This window comes from Winogradskyella sp. A3E31, from assembly GCF_046720935.1.
In the GTDB taxonomy this organism is placed as follows: Bacteria; Bacteroidota; Bacteroidia; order Flavobacteriales; family Flavobacteriaceae; genus Winogradskyella.
Genome location: NZ_JBHNWH010000008.1, coordinates 96,824 through 116,040 on the forward strand (window position 1 = coordinate 96,824; position 19,217 = coordinate 116,040).

At 35.9% G+C, this 19,217-nt stretch carries 19 protein-coding genes; 4 read left to right on the top strand and 15 right to left on the bottom strand.

Annotation, left to right across the window (positions count from 1 at the left end):
* The 7 genes from rimO to ACFEMA_RS11260 form a co-directional block, all read right to left on the bottom strand.
* Positions 1 to 1,302 (bottom strand): 30S ribosomal protein S12 methylthiotransferase RimO, encoded by a 1,302-nt coding sequence (gene rimO / locus ACFEMA_RS11230; protein WP_411768296.1) that lies wholly within the window; start codon positions 1,300 to 1,302, stop codon positions 1 to 3.
* A gap of 117 nt (positions 1,303 to 1,419) precedes the next feature.
* Positions 1,420 to 3,075, bottom strand: a complete 1,656-nt coding sequence (locus tag ACFEMA_RS11235) for an amidase family protein (protein WP_411768297.1) — start codon at positions 3,073 to 3,075, stop codon at positions 1,420 to 1,422.
* 53 nt (positions 3,076 to 3,128) lie between these two features.
* Positions 3,129 to 4,082, bottom strand: coding sequence for a signal recognition particle-docking protein FtsY (gene ftsY / locus ACFEMA_RS11240; RefSeq protein WP_411768298.1), 954 nt, complete (start codon positions 4,080 to 4,082; stop codon positions 3,129 to 3,131).
* A gap of 138 nt (positions 4,083 to 4,220) precedes the next feature.
* Entirely contained in the window at positions 4,221 to 4,373 is a 153-nt protein-coding gene (locus ACFEMA_RS11245; protein WP_008271041.1) for a DUF4295 domain-containing protein, read from the bottom strand.
* Between the two features lie 6 nt (positions 4,374 to 4,379).
* Positions 4,380 to 4,562: a 50S ribosomal protein L33 gene (gene rpmG / locus ACFEMA_RS11250; protein WP_008271040.1), complete on the bottom strand. Its 183-nt coding sequence runs from the start codon at positions 4,560 to 4,562 to the stop codon at positions 4,380 to 4,382.
* A 25-nt stretch (positions 4,563 to 4,587) separates the two neighbouring features.
* Positions 4,588 to 4,824, bottom strand: coding sequence for a 50S ribosomal protein L28 (rpmB, locus tag ACFEMA_RS11255; RefSeq protein WP_411768299.1), 237 nt, complete (start codon positions 4,822 to 4,824; stop codon positions 4,588 to 4,590).
* 80 nt (positions 4,825 to 4,904) lie between these two features.
* A complete protein-coding gene (locus tag ACFEMA_RS11260; RefSeq protein ID WP_411768300.1) occupies positions 4,905 to 6,152 on the bottom strand; it encodes a competence/damage-inducible protein A in 1,248 nt (415 codons plus the stop codon).
* Positions 6,153 to 6,246: 94 nt separating this feature from the next.
* On the opposite strand from ACFEMA_RS11260, the gene ACFEMA_RS11265 reads away from it, so the two are divergent.
* Positions 6,247 to 7,278 carry an acetamidase/formamidase family protein gene (locus tag ACFEMA_RS11265; protein WP_411768301.1) on the top strand — a complete coding sequence of 344 codons (1,032 nt, stop codon included), beginning with the start codon at positions 6,247 to 6,249 and terminating at the stop codon, positions 7,276 to 7,278.
* On the opposite strand, the gene ACFEMA_RS11270 is transcribed toward ACFEMA_RS11265, so the two are convergent.
* The 6 genes from ACFEMA_RS11270 to recR all read right to left on the bottom strand — a co-directional run bounded on the left by ACFEMA_RS11270 (position 7,279) and on the right by recR (position 12,388).
* Positions 7,279 to 7,620: an Hpt domain-containing protein gene (locus ACFEMA_RS11270; protein WP_411768302.1), complete on the bottom strand. Its 342-nt coding sequence runs from the start codon at positions 7,618 to 7,620 to the stop codon at positions 7,279 to 7,281. It lies immediately after the preceding gene.
* Positions 7,621 to 8,232 (bottom strand): fumarylacetoacetate hydrolase family protein, encoded by a 612-nt coding sequence (locus ACFEMA_RS11275; protein WP_411768303.1) that lies wholly within the window; start codon positions 8,230 to 8,232, stop codon positions 7,621 to 7,623.
* Positions 8,233 to 8,333: 101 nt separating this feature from the next.
* The gene (locus tag ACFEMA_RS11280; RefSeq protein ID WP_411768432.1) at positions 8,334 to 9,110 is read right to left on the bottom strand and encodes an exonuclease domain-containing protein; all 777 of its coding nucleotides are present in this window, start codon (positions 9,108 to 9,110) and stop codon (positions 8,334 to 8,336) included.
* 151 nt (positions 9,111 to 9,261) lie between these two features.
* Positions 9,262 to 10,584 (bottom strand): dihydrolipoamide acetyltransferase family protein, encoded by a 1,323-nt coding sequence (locus ACFEMA_RS11285; RefSeq protein ID WP_411768304.1) that lies wholly within the window; start codon positions 10,582 to 10,584, stop codon positions 9,262 to 9,264.
* Between the two features lie 85 nt (positions 10,585 to 10,669).
* Positions 10,670 to 11,764 carry a glycosyltransferase family 2 protein gene (locus tag ACFEMA_RS11290; protein ID WP_411768305.1) on the bottom strand — a complete coding sequence of 365 codons (1,095 nt, stop codon included), beginning with the start codon at positions 11,762 to 11,764 and terminating at the stop codon, positions 10,670 to 10,672.
* Positions 11,765 to 11,770: 6 nt separating this feature from the next.
* Positions 11,771 to 12,388, bottom strand: a complete 618-nt coding sequence (gene recR / locus ACFEMA_RS11295; RefSeq protein WP_411768306.1) for a recombination mediator RecR — start codon at positions 12,386 to 12,388, stop codon at positions 11,771 to 11,773.
* A 90-nt stretch (positions 12,389 to 12,478) separates the two neighbouring features.
* Here recR and ACFEMA_RS11300 point away from each other — a divergent pair, with 90 nt between their 5' ends.
* Complete coding sequence (locus ACFEMA_RS11300; protein ID WP_411768307.1) at positions 12,479 to 13,951, top strand: sodium:solute symporter; 1,473 nt, start codon at positions 12,479 to 12,481, stop codon at positions 13,949 to 13,951.
* Here the strand turns inward: ACFEMA_RS11300 and ACFEMA_RS11305 are convergent.
* Complete coding sequence (locus ACFEMA_RS11305; protein WP_411768308.1) at positions 13,938 to 14,300, bottom strand: CoA-binding protein; 363 nt, start codon at positions 14,298 to 14,300, stop codon at positions 13,938 to 13,940. The two genes, ACFEMA_RS11300 and ACFEMA_RS11305, sit on opposite strands and share 14 nt — an antisense overlap.
* Positions 14,301 to 14,405: 105 nt before the next feature.
* Between ACFEMA_RS11305 and ACFEMA_RS11310 the strand changes: the two genes are divergently transcribed.
* Together ACFEMA_RS11310 and ACFEMA_RS11315 are read left to right on the top strand one after the other, a co-directional pair.
* Complete coding sequence (locus ACFEMA_RS11310) at positions 14,406 to 16,880, top strand: TonB-dependent receptor domain-containing protein (protein ID WP_411768309.1); 2,475 nt, start codon at positions 14,406 to 14,408, stop codon at positions 16,878 to 16,880.
* 377 nt (positions 16,881 to 17,257) lie between these two features.
* Positions 17,258 to 17,686, top strand: coding sequence for a hypothetical protein (locus ACFEMA_RS11315; RefSeq protein ID WP_411768310.1), 429 nt, complete (start codon positions 17,258 to 17,260; stop codon positions 17,684 to 17,686).
* A 412-nt stretch (positions 17,687 to 18,098) separates the two neighbouring features.
* Here ACFEMA_RS11315 and ACFEMA_RS11320 read toward each other — a convergent pair whose 3' ends face one another.
* Entirely contained in the window at positions 18,099 to 19,109 is a 1,011-nt protein-coding gene (locus ACFEMA_RS11320) for a 3-oxoacyl-ACP synthase III family protein (protein ID WP_411768311.1), read from the bottom strand.
* Between the last annotated feature and the right edge of the window lie 108 nt (positions 19,110 to 19,217).

Below are 19,217 nucleotides of genomic sequence, written 5' to 3' on the forward strand. Positions count from 1 at the left end.
TTAAACTACTTCGCCATACAAGTCGAAGTCCTCGGCTTCAATAACTTTTATAGTTGTAAATTCACCTGTTTTTAAATAGGTTTTTGAAGCATCAATCAACACTTCATTATCTACGTCTGGAGAATCATATTCTGTTCGACCAATAAAGTAATTACCTTCTTTACGGTCAATCACTACTTTAAACTCTTGTCCAATCTTAGCTTGGTTCAATTCCCAAGAAATTTGAGATTGTATTTCCATAATCTCATTGGCACGTTGCATCTTAATGTCTTCAGGTACATCGTCTTCAAGATTGTAGGCATGTGTATTTTCCTCGTGTGAATAGGTAAAACAGCCCAAGCGCTCAAAACGCATGTCTTTTACCCACTCTTTAAGTGTTTGAAAATCTTCTTCAGTTTCACCAGGATATCCAACGATGAGCGTGGTCCTGATGGTCATTTCAGGTACTTTTGCTCTAAATTCTTTCAATAACTTTGTCGTCTTTTCTTTTGTTGTTCCACGACGCATACTCTTTAAAATAGAGTCTGAAATGTGCTGCAAAGGAATATCTAGATAATTACAGATTTTTGGTTCACGCTTCATCACATCTAATACATCCATAGGAAAACCCGTTGGAAATGCATAATGCAAACGTATCCACTCAATCCCTTCAACTTTTACAAGATGTTCTAATAATTCAGCAAGGTTTCTTTTCTTATAGAGATCTAAACCATAGTAAGTTAAATCCTGTGCAATAAGAATTAATTCCTTAACCCCATTGGCAGCTAATTTTTCTGCCTCTGTCACTATTTCCTCAATAGGCGTAGACTTATGCTTTCCGCGCATTAAAGGAATTGCACAAAAACTACACGGACGATCACAACCTTCAGCAATTTTTAAATATGCATAATTTTTTGGAGTCGTTGTGACACGCTCACCAATCAATTCGTGTTTGTAATCTGCACCTAAAGCTTTTAATAAGCTTGGCAATTCAGTTGTACCAAAATATTGATCGACATTAGGAATTTCCTTTTGCAAATCTGGTTTGTAACGTTCACTTAAACATCCTGTCACAAATACCTTATCGACTTCACCATCCTCTTTTTTATTCATGTAATGCAAAATGGTGTTGATACTTTCCTCCTTTGCATTATTGATAAAACCGCAAGTATTGATAACAACAACATTACCTTCCTGCTCATGTACGACATCCTTGCCACTTGCTTTCAGTTGTCCCATCAACACTTCACTGTCGTAAACATTTTTGCTACAACCAAGCGTTACTACATTAATCCTGTTCTTCTTAAGTGATTTTGTTCGCATATTCATTTCCCACGAAAGTGGGTAACCTCTTTAATTAATATCAATTGCTTAAATCAGTCTGCAAAGATACGCAATGATTTAGGATATACGATTGTAGAATTTAGATTGTTGAAATTACTAATTATAATCCTTTGGTGCTTTCCGCTCTTTGGAAGCCTGTTCATAAGCGTAAGCCCACTCCAACAATTGCTTTTCGTTAAGAGGTGTTGAAATCATGGTCAATCCTTTTGGTTCGCCTTCTTCGGTGTAGCCCATCGGGATTGTAATCGCAGGATATTCTGCTACTGCAGCAAACCCTGCATGACGGTTGTTAATCGATAAAAAGCCATTCAATTTTAAAGAATCCATCGGAACATTAAAATATTGACGTCCATTTATTTTTAGAGTGTCCTTAATTTTTTCTAGGAAATCAGCATCACCTTTATCTTCAGAAATACCAACAAATAAACGCTGTCCATAAGGCATAGTTCTAAGTGAATCTTTAAGGTTGAATGCAATGATGTCATCTACCGTTCTAAACTCTATTGAAGAATTAGTATAGTTTTCAAGATAATCAGGTAGGTCTTTTTTCATGTCTAAGTTGAGTAATCGAAGAAAGTTTGGAAGATTAAGCGATTGTTCCTCAATAACAAAGACTTCTGCACCTTGAGCTTTAATCGTCTCTACTGCTTCAATAAATAATGAGTCTTCCATAAAACGCAGGGGCGCAGCAAAACGTTTCCCTTTTAAAGTGGTTTCCTTGATATTTTTAGAATAAGAGCCTAATCCCAAATCTACCTTTATGGATTTACTGTCTGATATATCCTCTCCGACCAAAGCATCTAATAGAATAGCGTTATCAATAACAAACTTTGTCATTGGTCCTGCCGTATCTAAGGTTGACGAAATTGGCACAATACCAGATCGGCTAACCAAACCAATGGTTGGTTTTAGACCGACTACTGAATTTTGGCTTGATGGAGACAATATAGATCCAGAGGTTTCACTACCAATAGCTGCAACTGCAAAATTTGCGGCTACCGACGCACCACTACCTGAACTCGATCCACCTGTATCAAAAACACGTCGTCCATAAGGGTTTAAGGTCTGTCCCCCAATTGCAGAATAGCCACTTGGACAATCCCCACAAAAGAAATAAGCCCACTCACTTAAATTGGCTTTTCCGAGGATGAGTGCTCCTTGAGCTTTCAATTGCTTTACAATAAAAGCGTCTTCTGTATAATTGTCTTTTAATGCAACCGCTCCAGCGGTAGTTGCCATTCCTGCAGCGTTGATGTTGTCTTTTAGTAAAATGGGCATTCCGAAAATGGGATGTTTCAGTTTTCTGTTTAAAAACTCACGATCCTTTTGCTTGGCTTCATCTATAACATTAGGGCTTACGGCAATTACTGAATTTAATGATAATTCATTTTCCCGATCATACTTTTGAATGCGATAGAGATAGAATTTCACGAGCTCTTCGTAAGTGAATTTATTATCGTATCTATGATTTTGAAGCGTAGGTATATCTTGTTCTAATACGAGAGGTTTTAGGCGGTCATAGTCTTCTTCAGTGAAATCCTCCATTTGAGAACTCACGTTTACCCAAATATCTTCTTTGGTTAAGTTTTTAGAATCTAAAACCTTGAATTCCCTAAAATCAGTTTCAAGAGCGGAAACTTTGGTGTTATCAACCTCCGTTTGAGCTTCATCAATTACAGTGTTATCAGAATGAGGATCATCCTTACAACTGAAAGTTAGAAGGAAAAGAAGAAAAAATAATTGGTATCGCATGGTTCGTACTTTTTTATAAAAATACGAAAAACAATAAACCTTAAAGTCAGAATTTATTTGAAGAACGAATCCACAAATTCATATTTATTAAAGACTTGCAAATCCTCAATCCCTTCACCAACACCAATGTATTTTACAGGGATTTGAAATTGATCACTAATACCTATAACAACACCACCCTTTGCAGTACCATCTAATTTAGTGACTGCCAAAGATGTCACTTCCGTTGCTGCTGTAAATTGTTTGGCTTGCTCAAAGGCATTTTGCCCTGTTGAACCATCTAAAACCAATAATACATCGTGCGGAGCATCATCAACTACCTTTCGCATCACACGTTTTACTTTGGTGAGCTCGTTCATGAGATTTACTTTATTATGAAGTCGACCAGCAGTATCAATAATAACAACATCTGCATTATTGGTTACTGCACTTTGCAATGTGTCGAATGCCACAGATGCTGGGTCACTGCCCATAGACTGTTTTACGATTGGGATATCCACTCTATCTGCCCAAACTTGCAATTGATCTATCGCTGCAGCTCTAAAGGTATCACCAGCACCTAAAACAACGTTGAGTCCTTTTTTCTTAAACTGATATGCCAATTTACCGATAGTTGTCGTCTTCCCTACTCCATTAACTCCAACAACCATGATTACATGAGGTTTTTTACCTTCAGGAATACTAAATTCTGTAGCCTCGCCACTATTGGTTTCGGATAACAGCGCTGCAATTTCTTCTCTTAAAATTTGATTTAATTCTGAAGTACCGAGATACTTGTCTTTAGCAACGCGTTCTTCGATGCGGTTTATCACTTTTAAAGTGGTATTTACGCCCACATCACTGGTGACTAAAACCTCTTCTAAATTATCGAGTACATCATCATCAACTTTAGACTTTCCTGCAACGGCTTTGTTTAATTTAGTGAAAAATGAGGATTTGGATTTTTCTAATCCTTTATCGAGGGTTTCCTTCTTTTCTGAAGAAAATATTTTTTTAAAAAAACTCATGAATTTCTATTTCTGTTGGTATAGCAAAAAACCTGCCTGAAATTACATCTGCAATACTGTCAGGTTTTACGCCAAATATAGCCATAAAAAAACTGCTTTCAAATGAAAGCAGTTTTGTAAATCAACATTGAAATGTGATTATTTCTTATTCAAAAAGTCATTGACAAATTCTGGTGCCATTACTGATTCTACAAACATGTAAGCCCCAGTTTTTGGTGATTTTACCATTTTTATCGCTTTTGTCAAACGCTTAGATCCTGTCTGTAACGATGCTACTGATTTCTTTGCCATAACTTATTATTTTATCTCTTTATGAACTGTCATACGCTTAAGGATAGGATTAAATTTCTTAATCTCCATTCTGTCTGGCGTATTCTTTTTATTCTTAGTTGTAATATATCTAGACGTACCTGGCTGACCAGATGCTTTGTGCTCTGTGCACTCTAAGATAACTTGTATTCTATTTCCTTTTTTTGCCATTGTAATTGACTTTAGCGCTTAGCTCTTATTTATAAAATCCTTTTGCTTTAGCTTCTTTTAAAACTGCAGAAATACCAACTTTGTTGATAGTCTTAAGTGTTGAAGCCGCTACTCTTAACGTTACCCACTTATCTTCTTCAGGAATGTAAAAACGCTTCTTCAACAAGTTAGCACCAAAAGTACGCTTTGTTTTGTTCATGGCGTGAGAAACATTGTTTCCTACCATCGCTTTTTTTCCAGTAAGTTCACAAACTCTTGACATCTTTATTCTATCTTTAGGTGTGTTAATTTTAAACAGGGTGCAAATTTAATAAAACTTTCCCTTTCAGCAAACAGAAAACTTTACTTTTTTAATATTTCTTTTTGAAGGATTTCAAAGGCTTTATTAGTCGCTTTTTTAATCACTTTTTCTCGATGGTTTCCAAAATTAAAAACCTCTGAGCGCACCTTGTCTTTTGAAGCTAACGCAATATATACTGTACCTACCTCAGCATCAGCATCTCCTTTTGACGGTCCTGCATTACCAGTTGTACTAATGGCATAATCGGTATTGTATAGTTTCATAACACCAACGGCCATAGCTTCCGCAACCTCTTTGCTGACTACCGAATGTTTATCGATTAACTCTTGTGAGACGTTTAACAGTTCTACTTTAGATGCAGTGGCATAACTCACAACACTTCCTATAAAATATTTTGAAGCCCCTGCATTTGCCGTTATGGCTTGCGCTATACTTCCGCCTGTGCAACTTTCTGCAACTGCAAGACTAAGTCCCTTTTCAGTCATTAATTTTCCAATAATCGCCTCTAATGATGAATCCTCTTCAAAGCCAACAAAAATATCTTCAACGTGTGGCAGTAAAAGATTTACTTGTCTTTGCATTTCTTCTTCAACCATTTTTCTATCTACATGTTTTGAAGACAGTCGTAATCTTACACGTCCTAAATTTGGCAAATAGGCTAGTTTAATATACGGAGGCAAATTAGATTCAAATGATTCTATCCTATTGGCAATAGCACTTTCACCAAGTCCGTAAGTGAGTAGCGTTCTATGTAAAATGAATGGGAATTTAAATTTAGCTTGCAGCCTCGGAATCACGTCATTCGTAATTAAGGCTTTCATTTCATAAGGTACACCTGGCATAGACACAAAGACTTTCTCATCCTTTTCGAACCACATGCCTGGAGCAGTGCCGTACTGATTCATTAGAATTTCTGCCTTGGATGGTACCAAAGCCTGTTGCCTGTTTAAATCTGAAATTGGAGTACTTATATATTTTGAAAATAGCATTTCAACATGCTCTAACACATCTTTATTTTCGACAAGTTCATCTTCAAAATAGTCGCACAAGGTATGCTTAGTAATATCATCCTTAGTAGGGCCTAATCCACCAGTGATAATAATGATATCTGCATTGGACTCAGCTTCTTTTAAGGCTTTAAGAATATGATCTTTTTCATCCTGTACGGATGTGATTTGGTAGATGGAAATTCCGACTTTATTGAATGCCTTTCCTATAAAAGCCGAATTGGTATCGATAATTTGGCCTATGAGAATTTCATCGCCAATGGTAATTATTTCAGCCGTCAATGGTTCTTGGATATATAATTAAAAATCAAATTTAAGACTATATAGTATTTTATTCATTAATTTTAAAGGACATTTATTCCAAAATTTATCAGTTATGACTAACCAGCTCACCTTTAAACCTTTAGCAACTCTTTTACTTTGTTGTATCGTACTGTTTCAATGTCAAGAAAAAAAGGAAAGTAAAACCGAAGAAATACCAGAAGTAAAAAACAGCTTAAAACCGGATTTTACAGTCACCAAAGACCAAACACACAATAAATTTAGTAGTTCCATTCCACCAATTCTCACAGTAAAATCTGGTGCTATAATCGAGGCTTATACAGAAGATGCAAGTGACGAACAATTTAATTTAAATTCTACTATTGAAGATTTAGCAAGTCTTGACTTTGAACCTATCCATCCCTTAACTGGTCCTGTTTATATTGAAGACGCTCAACCAGGTGATGTATTAAAGGTAACATTGCATGAGATTGAAATAGGGGATTGGGGCTGGAACGCCATCTATCCAGGTTTTAGCTTTGTTGCTGATTCCATTGAGGGCGAATATCTAAGGATATACAATTTAAAAGATAATAAAACTAAAGTTAGCTTTAATGATTCCATTCAATTAAAACTTAATCCATTTCCTGGAGTAATGGGAGTAGCTCCGGCAACACAAGAGCTCTTGAGTACCATACCACCAAGAGCAAATGGTGGAAATATGGATGACCCTAATATGACGGTTGGAACTTCAATTTATTTCCCTGTCTTTGTCGAAGGAGGTTTGTTCTCTATTGGTGATGGGCATGCAGTACAAGGACTAGGTGAAGTATGTGGTACTGCCATAGAAGTTCCATTAAGAGTGCTCTATGAAATTGAGTTAATAAAAGATAAATCAATGAAAGAGCCTCAATACGAAACCAAAGATTATTATGCAACCACTGGATTTGGAACAACCATCGATAGTGCTGCAAAAAAAGCGACACTCTACATGATAGATTATTTAATGAGAGAACATAAACTCAGTAAACATGAAGCCTATGCCTTATGCTCTTTAGCTGGTGACCTTAAAATTGCTGAAACTGTAGATTTACCACATATGCTAGTAACCATGCACATGTCTAAAAAAGTACTTGGGATAAAATAATTATAAATTAAAATCAGATTTAATCTCATTAGTAGCATTTTCTACCGCAGTTAAAACTGTTTGAAGTTGCTCAGAAACATCTTCATCTGATTTTTCAAACTTTCCCCAATCCTGAACTTCTATGAGTGTATCTAAGACCCCTAACTCAAATAAGTCTATGGTGGGTTTCATTTTATGAGCAGCTTGGTACGTTTCAAAATAATCCCTTTCTGGCACCGCTTTTTTAAGGCGTTCAGCATCTTCTGGCACTTCTTCTATAAAGGCAGCGGCTAATGCCATGACAAAATCTTCATCGTTATCCGCTAATTCTCTTACGCGATCTAATTTATAATGTTCTGGCATCTATTTAATTTTTATAGAAAACAACTCGTTGTTTTCAATGTAACCTTTTAATTGGTCTTCGGCAAAAACCCTGCCAACTCCAGCTGGCGTTCCCGTAAATATAATGTCTCCAATTTTTAAAGTAAAATATTTTGACACATATTCGATGAGTTCATCAATTTTCCACAGCATTAACTCTGTATTTCCTTGTTGAACCACTTCTTCGTTCTTTTCTAACCTGAAATTTATGTGATCCACATTTTCAAAATTAGATTTAGGTAGCCACTTCCCAATTACTGCAGCTCCATCAAAGGCTTTTGCTTTTTCCCAAGGCAACCCTTTAGCTTTTAATTGTGCTTGTAAGTCGCGTGCTGTAAAATCAATACCCAAACCTATTTCATCGTAATACTTGTGCGCAAATTTCTTTGCAATGTGCTTCCCTACTTTTTTGATTTTTACCAAAATTTCGACTTCATGATGTACATCATCAGAAAATTCTGGAATAAAAAAGGGTTGCTTTTTCAGTAAAATCGATGTGTCCGGCTTTAGAAACACTACGGGATCTGTTGGTCGTTCATTTTTGAGCTCCTCGATATGATCTGTATAATTGCGTCCTATGCAAATGAGTTTCATTTTCTTTTAGATTATAGATTTTTAGACCGCTTCGCTTCTAGAAACAAGATTCCATATTAGAATTACAAAGTCTTTTTTCTTGGTTCTTGGTTCTTGGTTCTCTATTCTAATTTATTATTAAACTGTCTCAACTTAATCGCAGTCAACACTTTTTTAGTGTATAACGGAAAATCTGCATTTAACAACCATCCAAAATAGCCTGGTTCTTGTTCCATCACATCGACAACACGCTTATTTTTATGCTTGCCAAAAGAGAAACACTCCTCCCCTTTTTTATTGAAAGCAATAAACCCTGCAAAATCAGCAAACTTTTTTCGAGAACTGAATTCGGCCAAAAATTTGGTGTCATTCTCTAGAGCATCATATTTTTCTAGCTGTGCCTTAAGGACTTCGTACGTTGCATTGGTATCCGCTTCCGCACTGTGTGCATCCTCTAAATTCTTGTCACAGTAAAATTTATAGGCAGCACTTAAGGTGCGTTGCTCCATTTTATGAAAAATAGTCTGTACATCAACAGACTGGCGGTTTTTCATATCAAAATCGACGTCTGCACGCAACATTTCTTCTGCCAAGAGCGGTATATCAAAACGGTTAGAATTAAAACCACCTAGGTCCGAATCCTTTATCATATTATGGATTTCCTTTGATAGTTCCTTAAAAGTTGGTTTATCCGCGACATCAGCATCCGAAATACCATGGATAGCAGTCACTTCAGCAGGGATTGGCATTTCAGGATTCACACGCCATGTTTTGGATTCTTCCTTACCATCAGGATGTACTTTTAATATGGCGATTTCAACGATTCTGTCCTTTGAAATATTAATACCTGTGGTTTCTAAATCGAAAAAACAGATGGGTTTATTGAGGTTTAATTGCATTTTGTATAATTGAGTGACAAAGGTATGTAGAATATGGAAAACCTCTAATTTTAATTTATTCAAAAAAGAAAGCACAGTTTTGAACTGTGCTTTTGTTTCTATAATGAGATTCTTGCTTTCACTTCGAGTAACCTCAGTGACAACGCTAAAATTAGATTTCTCTATTCATATCCCAAGCCTCCAAATAATCCTTAACAGCTTTTATAAATTGCCCTCCTAATGCCCCATTTACTACACGGTGGTCATATGAATGCGATAAGAACATTTTGTAACGGATACCAATAAAATCACCTTCTGGAGTTTCTATAACGGCAGGGACTTTTCTAATAGCTCCCAATGCCAAAATAGCGACTTGTGGTTGATTGATAATTGGTGTCCCCATAATACTTCCGAAAGTCCCAACATTGGTCACCGTATAAGTTCCTCCTTGAATATCATCCGGGCTTAATTTGTTATCTCGGGCTCGACTAGCTAAATCATTCACTTTTTTAGCCATTCCTAATAAGTTCAATTGATCTGCACGTTTTATAACGGGTACTATTAAGTTTCCATCACCAAGTGCTGCAGCCATACCTAAATTAATGTCCTTCTTCTTTATAATTCTATCTCCATCTACAGAGATATTAATCAATGGAAAATCTCGAATAGCTTTTGCTACCGCCTCCATAAAGATTGGCGTAAAAGTTAAGTTTTCACCTTCACGTTTTTTAAAGGCATCTTTATGTTTTTGTCTCCAATTCCAAATATTAGTAACATCCGCTTCTATAAAGGATTGTACATGTGCAGATGTTTGAATCGAATCCACCATGTGTTTTGAAATAAGTTTACCCATACGGCTCATTTCAATAATTTCATCTCCTCCATTTACAGAAACAGGAGCTGCTTTAGGAGTTTCTTTTAAAGGTGTCTTAACTGTCTGCGACTTAACTTCTGCAGCACTTGCTTTCGGTGCAGATGTTCTATTCTCTAAATACGCCTTTATGTCATTTTTGGTCACACGACCATCTTTTCCTGTACCTAGAACTTCGTCTAATTCTGATTGTGAAATACCTTCCTTCTTAGCTATATTCTTAACCAATGGTGAATAGAATCTTTCTCCTGAATTACTGATAGGTTCTACGGCAGATTTTGCTTGCTCTACGGTTTGCGAAACTTTTTCGACTTCTTTAGCTGGAGTCTGTTCTATTTTTGGCTCTGGTTGGGAAACAGTACTATTTTCTTCTGTATCTTCTCCTTCAGTTTCAATGACGGCAATCACTTGTCCGACCTCAACGACAGCATCCGCCTCAAAGCGTTTTTCAATAAGTACACCATCAACTTCACTCGGCACCTCACTGTCCACCTTGTCTGTGGCAATTTCTAAAACTGCCTCATCTGCTTCAATGGTATCCCCAACATCCTTTAACCAAGAGGTGATTGTTGCTTCTGCAACACTCTCGCCCATTTTCGGTAATTTTAATTCAAACTTTGCCATATTCGTAATTTGATAGTGTCTATTTGCAAATCGACTGCAAAATTACTAAAAAATGTGATTGAAAATTAATTTATATGCAATAAAATTAAAAATGAATAACCTCGCCATTAGTGGCATTGCTATCACTTCCGAGGATAAAATTACAGTTTTTTGGCCATATTCTAAAGGTCAGATTGAGGTTTCCCCAATCCCTTTTAATAATCTCAATAATCGACTTAAAGGGTTTTGAATGACAACTTAAAACCAATTGGCTATTCTTTGGAATCGATTCTGATTCTTTTATCTTTTTATATTGAATTGAAAACCTTTCTGTTAGCAGCTTAGGTAATTCCGAAAATGAAATAATCGAATCAGGAATGATTACTTTGTTCTTTTGTCGATTATTAAAGCTAGAAAACAATTTTGTTCCCAGTTTTACAGATTTGTTTAAAAAAAGGTTTTGACTAAAATGCTTTTTATAAAAAAGCCCCATCGCACCATAAAATCGCTTCAAATACTTCTTATTCTTTAAAGTACTTTCACCTTTAAAATGCAAAATCGTTGTCGCCCCATAATAATAGTTGATGTAACCTGCTTTCTTAATACTATATGACAAGTCAATATCTTCCCCGTACATAAAATAACGCTCGTCAAATCCTCCTACCTCATTAAAAATGGATCTTTTCAGCATCATAAAAGCACCAACCAAAATATCAACTTCACCTATAGACTCTCGTTCAAGGTGATTTGCATAATAGTTTTTATCGTTCCCAATCAGCTTTTCGAAAGCGACTTTTGGTGTCGGTACATTTCGTTTGGATTCTGGCAAATATTTTCCCCTACCATCAATTAACTGACAGCCTACAATACCCAAATTGGTTTTGGAGTCAGCAAATTCCAAAATAGTGGTAAATGTATCTTCTGCTACAACAGTATCGGGATTTAAAACACAGACATACTCACCTTTTGCATCTTTAACGCCAATGTTGTTTCCCTTCGCAAATCCGTAATTCTCTTTGTTTTTAATAAGCCTGACCTTAGGGAAATTTGATTTCACCATCGCACAACTATCATCTATGGAGTTGTTATCTACAACTATAATTTCTGCATCAAGATCTGCAATAGCGACTTCTACACTTTGAAGACACAACTCTAAAAAGTAGCGAACGTTATAATTAAGGATGATGACGGAAAGCTTCAAAACACGTTAAGATTTTAAAGAAGCCTCAAATGGCACACGGTCAATGATACTTCGTCCCAAAGTGATTTCATCAGCATATTCTAACTCATTACCAGCAGCTATCCCTCTAGCAATGGTCGACGTTTTTATGTCACATCCCTGAAGTTGTCTAAAAACATAAAAGTTGGTGGTATCACCTTCCATTGTAGGACTCAAAGCGAAAATCAACTCCTTAATTTCACTATTCTTCACTTTCTCTACCAAGGCGTTAATCTTTAAATCCTGAGGACCGACACCATCCATAGGTGAAATCTTTCCTCCTAAGACATGATATAACCCTCTAAAAGACCCTGTGTTTTCAATAGCCATGACATCCCTTATGTCTTCTACTACACACACCAATTCTTTATCACGCAATGGATTTGAACAGATCTCACACAGTTCTGAGTCACTGATATTAAAGCACGATTTACAAAAATTAATCTGCTCTCTGACTTTCTTTAGCGCATCAGCCAATTGATAGGATTGACCTTCTGGTTGACGCAAGAGATGCAAAACCAAACGCAAAGCTGTGCGCTTACCTATGCCTGGTAATTGTGCCATTTCATTAACGGCATTTTCCAAAAGTTTTGAAGAAAATTCCATGATTGCGAAGGTACTTAAATTTTAATTTTTTCGATTGGGGCTTTTAAGTTTTCTAAAAATAGTATTTTCGACACAGCAAACTATTCTTTTATGTCTCCTACTGCTATACTCATTCTCATCGCATCCTATTTTGGCGTTCTTATCTTAATATCCTATTTCACCGGAAAAGAAGATTCTAATGCTGCATTTTTTAAAGCTAATAAATCCGCACCGTGGTATTTGGTGGCTTTCGGAATGATTGGAGCTTCCTTGTCTGGAGTCACTTTTATTTCTGTTCCTGGATTGATTGGTGGAGAACAGTTTGCTTACATGCAAGGTGTACTTGGCTTTTTTGTGGGCTATCTGGTTATTGTTTTGGTGCTTTTACCCATTTATTATAGAATGAATGTTACTTCCATTTACCAATACTTAGAGCAGCGATTTGGAAAGGTTAGTTATAAAACTGGAGCTTTTTTCTTTCTATTATCCAGGGTTACAGGAGCGTCTTTTAGACTCTTTTTAGTGGCATTGGCCATGCAGTACATCGTTTTTGAACAAATCGGTGTCCCTTTTTGGATTACAGTCGTTATTTCAATTTTACTCATTTGGATATATACATATAGAGGTGGTATAAAAACAATCATCTGGACAGACACTCTACAGACACTGACTATGATTACTGCTGTCCTCTTAGCAATTTTTCTTATTAACGATAAACTCGATTGGACCTATTTAGAATTTTTAAATTCAGATGACTTTGCCTCTAAAGGCAAAATATTCTTTTTTGATGATGTTAATTCTACAACCTATTTCTGGAAATACTTTATTGGTGGGATCTTCATCACTATAGCCATGACTGGTTTAGATCAAGACATGATGCAGAAAAACCTTACCTGCAAGAATGAATACGATGCTAAAAAAAATATGGTCACCATGTCCATATTATTGGTCATCGTTAATTTTGCATTTCTATCTCTAGGGGCATTACTATTTATCTATGCTGAGCAATTTGGCCTTGAGATTCCAACAGTTGATGGACGCGTACGGACAGATTTATTATTCCCTGAAATTGCTATGAATCAAAATCTGGGTAAACCTCTAGCTGTTATTTTCATTATAGGTTTAATCGCCGCGGCCTATTCTAGTGCCGATAGTGCATTAACCTCCTTAACCACGTCGTTCTCAGTAGATTTTTTAGGAATAGAAAAGCGTGAGTTAATAAAACAAAAGCCACTCCGAAAAAAAGTGCATATCGGCGTATCTATTGTTTTGGTGATTGTTGTTATCATTTTCAATTTCCTTGATGGTAGCGTGGTAAGCAACCTCTTTAAATTTGCAACTTTTACGTATGGACCACTGTTGGGGTTATTCACATTTGGTATTATCACAAAGCGAAAAATCAAGGATCAATTTGCGTGGATTATTGCCTTACTTTCAATACTAATCAGTTTTGGAATTACTTCTATTCCAACTGAAATGCTTGGTGGCTATATGTTCCACTGGGAAATTCTTCCAATCAATGGGTTTATCACCTTTGTTGGACTATGGTTAATTTCAACAAAAGAAAAGCTTAGTACTGATTAGTACTCAATAACACCAAATTACAAGCCACTTCAAAATCTATATTAGCATCTTTCAGCAATTGATAAAATTCAGGGTTTTCAGTACCTGGGTTAAAAATAACCCGCTTTGGTTGTAAGCCTATAATATACTCGTAATACTGTTCTTGACGAGTTGGATTAAGATATAAAGTCACAGTGTCAATAGCTTCGTAATTTTTCAATTCCGTATCAATCTCAATTCCACTTACGTTTCCTGAGCGTAATCCAAAGGCAACAACCTGATGTCCATGGCTGACCAATCGACTAATAACAAAATTCGAATATCGTGCAGGATTTAGTGAGGCTCCCATAACCAAAGTTTTCTTCTTCATAATTGTTAAAAAGATGTTAAGGCATTAAAATAACGTAACAAAACACAAAGATAGTCGTCTTAAATAATGAATACATCAAATCAATCAAAAAACAATCAATCAAAAATGAAGCATTTCTTATTAATGCTTGCATTGGTCTCATCAATCTTTGTAAGCGCACAACCCAACTCAAATTCTGAAGTAAAAACAGGTTCTGTATCAGGACGCGTTATGGACGCTGCCTTAAATCAGCCATTACCATATGTTAATGTCATTATAAAAGATACTCAAGGTAAAATAATTACAGGCGGTATTACAGACAGTAATGGAAACTTTGCAATTGAAAAAATCCCAGAAGGGACAGTCAGTGTAGAGATTAAATACATTGGCTTTGAAACTATCAACAAAGAAATTCGTCTAGAAAAGGGAAATTACAAAGTTGAACTCGGTAATATTATGCTGTCCGAAGATGCTGAAAGTTTAGACGAAGTAACTGTTGTTGCCGAAGTATCTACGATTCAACAAAAAGTAGATCGTAAAGTAATCAATGTCGGAAAGGATCTAACCACTTCTGGGCCAACGGCTTCTGACATTATGAACAACATTCCTTCTGTAAATGTCGATCAACAGACTGGTGACATTGCCCTACGAGGTAACCAAAACGTACAAGTTATGGTCGATGGAAAACTTTCAAATATTCCACCGTCCCAACTCTTAAAGCAAATACCCTCAACGTCAATTAAGCAAATTGAATTGATTACTAATCCTTCAGCGAAATACAATCCGGATGGTATGAGTGGTATTGTCAATATTATTCTTCATAAAAACATAAATGTAGGCTTTAACGGAAATCTAAATACAGGTTTAAGTTATCAGATTGAGCCAAAATTCAATAGCTCTATTGATATGAATTACAGAAACGGAAAGTTGAATTTCTTTGGAAGTTATGGCAATAATATATCAGACAACCTTCAACTGGGTCAACTTAACCAAGAAGATGCAGGTGTTTCGCAATCACTAAGAATATTGGACAGCCGTAATAGCCATTTATTCAAGGCTGGTGTTGATTTTTATTTAAATGATAAAAACACCATTTCGGTATTTACCAACCAGAATATTTTCGATGGTGGTGCAGATGTCAATACAACATTGTTTACAACAAACACACTAGATGTGTTTCAAAGACAACGCATCAATAGCGATAATGAAAATACAAGTGAGCAGTATAATTTTGATTACAAATTAGATTTTGATGATAAAGGTCATAATATAGAGTTAGAAATAGACCATAATATTTTTGACAATACGGTTGAAACATTCAATGCTTTTAATGGCTCTACAGCCCGTCCTAATTTCAATGAATTTTCTGAAGTAGATAGAAACAGAACTACCGTAAATTTAGATTATGTAAACCCTATTGCTGAAAACACAAAGCTAGAAGTAGGGTTACAAGCCAGACTTTATGAAAACACTGTGAATTATAATTCTGACGGGCGAGTCTTAAATATGTCAGGAGATTATATCCCTTCACAAACAGAATTCACCTATAACAGAGATATATATTCTGCTTATGCAAGTTTTAGCAAGAAATTAGAAAAATGGTCTTATCAACTTGGATTGAGAGCAGAAACAGTAAACGTAGATGCCTTGGCCTTTGAAATCGACCTTACAGATAATACAAGGACAGACTTCCCGTTTGAAAATGATTATTTTCAATTATACCCATCTGCTTTTGTGACTTTTAATCCGTCAGAGAAAAACTCTTATCAATTTAGTTTTAGTCGTCGTGTTGACAGGCCAAGCGTGGGGCAGGTTAATCCTATTCCCGAATTCAATACAGCTTTAATATCACAGTTCGGAAATCCTGAATTAGAACCTCAGTTTACCAACTCATTAGAAATGAACTATACACGTAATTTAGAAAAAGGAAGTATTACAGGAGGTGTATTTTATAGACTCATTGAAGATGAAATTAACCAAGGTGTTTTTGTGGACCGGTCTGACCTAGGTTCTGGAAGAGTGCTCCTTATTAGAGACAACTTTGATAACACTTCGGCTTACGGGATCGAAATTTCTAGCAACTACAGACCGACAAAATGGTGGAGTTTCAATGCAAGTTTTGATCTCTATGCAAGAAAGCAAACTGGTTTTGCAGAATCATTAGACCCAACATTAATGAACCCAACGGTAGATGACATTGAATTAAATAGTGTTGAAGTAGATAATGTTATTTATAATTTCAGGGTCTTTAACAACTTTAAAGTCACCAAAAGCCTATCTCTTTCTGCTTTTGCCATGTATCGCGGACCAGACACTGGCTTAAATTTTGAAATGGACCCGATGTATTTTGTCAACCTTGGAATGCGCTATAGCTTCTTAGAAGACAACAGAGCAACCTTTAGTCTTAATTTTAATAATGTGTTTGACACCCAAGAGATAGCAATAGTCAGTGATCGTCCATTTAGACAAAACGTGAATTTTGAAGGTGAATTTAAAACCATTTTCGCTGGACTCTCATACCGCTTTGGCGGAGGAAAGTATAGGGCAAAAGGACGAAAACAACGAGATGATAATACCAAATCTGGCGGAGGAATACTTTAATAGAACATGTTTAATCGCCTGCATAAATAGTTGATGGTTAGTGTTAATGCTTGGCAATTAAACAAAGAAAACCCGAGGTAAAAAATGCTTCGGGTTTTTGTTTGGCATATTATTTGAAATCTAAATAACACCTTTTACAATATATAAACTGAGAGTAATTAGCATACCATGCTAATAGTTATCTTATTAGTTGACGGAACTTTATGCAATTCCATAACAAACCATAGCAAACCCTTGCAGCACATTTTGACCAGTTTCAACATATAACATACTGATTAACTACTTTTAAAAAAAAAATTAAAAAATCACGTTTTCAGACTGGGAAATTTATTGACTTAATTGTTCTATAATAGAATAAATAGCAAAAACTAATAAAAATGAAAACCTCAAATTTTAAACTACTTACAATTTTTACTGCAATGGTATTATTCATTGGCACATTTTCATCTTGTTCAGATGACGATGGACCAACTGCGAATATAACTGTTAACGAAGGTCCATCTGGAGATATTGGTGGCGATTTTACTGGAAACGGTGGAAATGCCTCCCGAACAATTAATTGGACGAATAATTTGGCAACGGCTGACTATAATGCTGACATAACTGCTACTGCAACTGGAACATTTAATATTGTAGTTACTGATTCTGAAGGAACTGTAGTACTTGACAGAACTCTGAACGGAGGAACTGAACCCGATAGTATTGACGGAGTTACTCAAGCTGGAGAGCCTGGAAATTGGACTGTAACTATTACAATTACTTCATTCAATGGAGATGGAAGTTATTCTTTAAGCGCTGGAAACTAATAGCGAATTGACAAATAAATTATTGAAAAGGCTGTCTGAAGTGATAGCCTTTTCTGTTTAAAAACAAATAAAAACTACAGCCAACAATTTATTAGTATCGACTCAAGTAATAAAACATAAACATAAAGCAAAGGTCATTAAAGCTAAAAAGCTAGTAGCTTGAAATATGCTACTATTCGTACATGAGACCGATAACACATATTCATCGGAAGTCGCATTAAGTTAATTTAGCGTTAAAATTGTTAAAGTTTGCAATAAAAAACAACTTTGTACGTCTATATAAGAGATAAGTTTTAAGTAATAAAGTATAGGATGTTACAATCCTAACTTAAGTTAGTTAAAGTTGGTTAATAGCTGAAAAAGCCGTGATTTGGGTCACGGCTTTTTTTATTTTCTCAAAATGCGGTTTCTACTACCACTTAATAATGGCACTTCCCCATGTAAAACCACTACCAAAAGCAGCCAAAACGATAGTGTCGCCATCCTTCACTTTACCTTCCTCCCAAGCTTCAGTTAGGGCAATTGGGATAGATGCCGCAGTGGTGTTACCATAACGCATTATGTTGTTATATACTTGGTCATCGCTTAGACCAAATTTTCGCTGAATAAACTGTGCAATTCTAAGATTAGCTTGGTGAGGAATCAGCATATCAATATCATCCTTATCTAGTTTATTCTGCATTAGACCTTCCATAATGACTTCACTGAAACGTACCACTGCATTTTTAAATACAAATTGTCCGTTCATATAAGGGTAATAGCTTTCGTCGTCAGGGTCGTTATCCTCAATAATATCGTTAACCCATCGTTTACCCATTCCTGGGGCAATTAGTACTAATTCCTCAGCATGTTCGCCTTGAGAATGTAAATGTGTTGACAATATACCTTTAGATGAATCTTCTTCTCTACTTACAACTGCAGCACCAGCACCATCACCAAAAATAACAGTGACACCTCTTCCCCTTGTTGTTTTATCCAACCCGTGGGAATGCAATTCGCTTCCAATGACCAAAACGTTTTTATACATTCCTGTTTTAATAAAATTATCAGCAACAGAAAGCGCATACACAAATCCCGAGCATTGATTACGCACATCCAATGCACCAACCGTTTTTATATCCAAGGCATGCTGCACTTGTACTCCTGGACCAGGAAAATACATGTCTGGACTTAACGTTGCGAAAATTATAAAATCTATATCATCCTTATCAATACCAGCACGTTCAATAGCAACCTTAGCCGCCTTTACTCCCATTGTCGCTGTTGTATCATCACTACCAGGCACGATCCATCGTCTTTCCTTTATTCCTGTTCTTTCTTGAATCCATTCGTCACTGGTTTCCATCATCTTAGAAAGATCATTGTTAGTTACGATATTTTCGGGAACATACTTTCCTAAGCCTATTATTTTTGAATTATACATTAAATAAGGTGTTTATATTAAAGAGAATACATTATTGTTTTGAATAGCAAAAATAGCCATTAATCAGTTGTCGTATTTTTAAGCCCCAGTTATTCGTTATGCATGCAT

Bases quoted from the DNA above. Each gene is read 5' to 3' on its own strand.
- ACFEMA_RS11275 (WP_411768303.1), bottom strand. From the start codon at position 8,232: ATGAAACTCATTTGCATAGGACGCAATTATACAGATCATATCGAGGAG.
- ACFEMA_RS11305 (WP_411768308.1), bottom strand. From the start codon at position 14,300: ATGAAGAAGAAAACTTTGGTTATGGGAGCCTCACTAAATCCTGCACGA.
- rpmB (WP_411768299.1), bottom strand. From the start codon at position 4,824: ATGTCAAGAGTTTGTGAACTTACTGGAAAAAAAGCGATGGTAGGAAAC.
- ACFEMA_RS11310 (WP_411768309.1), top strand. From the start codon at position 14,406: ATGAAGCATTTCTTATTAATGCTTGCATTGGTCTCATCAATCTTTGTA.
- recR (WP_411768306.1), bottom strand. From the start codon at position 12,388: ATGGAATTTTCTTCAAAACTTTTGGAAAATGCCGTTAATGAAATGGCA.
- ACFEMA_RS11285 (WP_411768304.1), bottom strand. From the start codon at position 10,584: ATGGCAAAGTTTGAATTAAAATTACCGAAAATGGGCGAGAGTGTTGCA.
- ACFEMA_RS11245 (WP_008271041.1), bottom strand. From the start codon at position 4,373: ATGGCAAAGAAATCAGTAGCATCGTTACAGACAGGATCTAAGCGTTTG.
- ACFEMA_RS11265 (WP_411768301.1), top strand. From the start codon at position 6,247: ATGACTAACCAGCTCACCTTTAAACCTTTAGCAACTCTTTTACTTTGT.
- ACFEMA_RS11270 (WP_411768302.1), bottom strand. From the start codon at position 7,620: ATGCCAGAACATTATAAATTAGATCGCGTAAGAGAATTAGCGGATAAC.
- ACFEMA_RS11280 (WP_411768432.1), bottom strand. From the start codon at position 9,110: ATGCAATTAAACCTCAATAAACCCATCTGTTTTTTCGATTTAGAAACC.
- rpmG (WP_008271040.1), bottom strand. From the start codon at position 4,562: ATGGCAAAAAAAGGAAATAGAATACAAGTTATCTTAGAGTGCACAGAG.
- ftsY (WP_411768298.1), bottom strand. From the start codon at position 4,082: ATGAGTTTTTTTAAAAAAATATTTTCTTCAGAAAAGAAGGAAACCCTC.
- ACFEMA_RS11300 (WP_411768307.1), top strand. From the start codon at position 12,479: ATGTCTCCTACTGCTATACTCATTCTCATCGCATCCTATTTTGGCGTT.
- ACFEMA_RS11320 (WP_411768311.1), bottom strand. From the start codon at position 19,109: ATGTATAATTCAAAAATAATAGGCTTAGGAAAGTATGTTCCCGAAAAT.
- rimO (WP_411768296.1), bottom strand. From the start codon at position 1,302: ATGCGAACAAAATCACTTAAGAAGAACAGGATTAATGTAGTAACGCTT.
- ACFEMA_RS11315 (WP_411768310.1), top strand. From the start codon at position 17,258: ATGAAAACCTCAAATTTTAAACTACTTACAATTTTTACTGCAATGGTA.
- ACFEMA_RS11235 (WP_411768297.1), bottom strand. From the start codon at position 3,075: ATGCGATACCAATTATTTTTTCTTCTTTTCCTTCTAACTTTCAGTTGT.